This is a genomic window from Bradyrhizobium sp. WSM4873, assembly GCF_055811355.1.
Genome location: NZ_JBVVPS010000105.1, coordinates 1 through 861, shown reverse-complemented (window position 1 = coordinate 861; position 861 = coordinate 1). Strand labels below are relative to the sequence as shown.

Annotated in this window: 1 protein-coding gene; it reads right to left on the bottom strand. The window is 57.5% G+C overall.

Annotated features, from left to right (window positions below):
• The coding region (locus tag AC0L21_RS37930) for an IS110 family RNA-guided transposase (RefSeq protein WP_473267090.1) at positions 1–843 on the bottom strand (843 nt) is incomplete at its 3' end.
• Positions 844–861 lie beyond the last annotated feature (18 nt).

Sequence of the window (861 nt, the reverse complement as noted above, 5' to 3'; positions counted from 1 at the left end):
CAGATATCGATTGCCGCGCTTGCTTATCCCCAGCAGCTTCGTTTTGCCTCCCGTAGAATATTCTCTCGGGACAAGACCTAGCCAAGCTGCCATATCGCGGGCCTTTTTGAACTGGCGGGCAGATCCAGCTGCTGCCAAAAGCGCCGTCGCGGCCAGCGGACCAATGCCCGGGATGGTCATCAATCGACGTGCGGTATCGCTTTGAGAGGCAATTGCCTCAATCTCGCGGTTGACCTCGGCAATCCGCAGCTCCAGCTGCCGCAGCTCGTCAAATGTAGATGCAAGAATGCGACGCATCGCCGAGGTTAGATCATTCGACTGATCGGCCAAAACCCTCGGCAGATCAGCCTTGAACTTGCCGGCGCCCTGGTGAATGGCGATCCCATATTCCAGGCAAAAAGCGCGCATCTGATTGATGAGGCACGTCCGTTGCGACATCATCCGATCGCGAACACGATGCAGCGCTTGCAGGTCAATGTGCTCAGGCGACCTTAGCTCGACGAAGCGCATCGTTGGTCTCGTCACGGCTTCGGCGATCGCCGCGGCATCGATGATGTCATTTTTGTTGGACTTCACATTTGGCTTCACGAATTGAGCTGGGATAATGCGAACGGTGTGCCCCATGGCGGCGATCTTGCGGGCCAACCATTGCGAGCCGGAGCAGGCCTCCATCCCCACCAAAGCCGGTCCTGCACGTTCGAAGAACTGCAAGAGCGTATCGCGCCGAAAGGTCGCCTTCTGGATCGGCATTCCGGCGGCGTCGAGCCCAACGACGTGGAAAAGGTTCTTGCCAATGTCGATCCCAAACACCGTTGCCGGCCTGGGCTTGTTCCGTGTCCTCATTGCTTCCTCCTTTCAAAA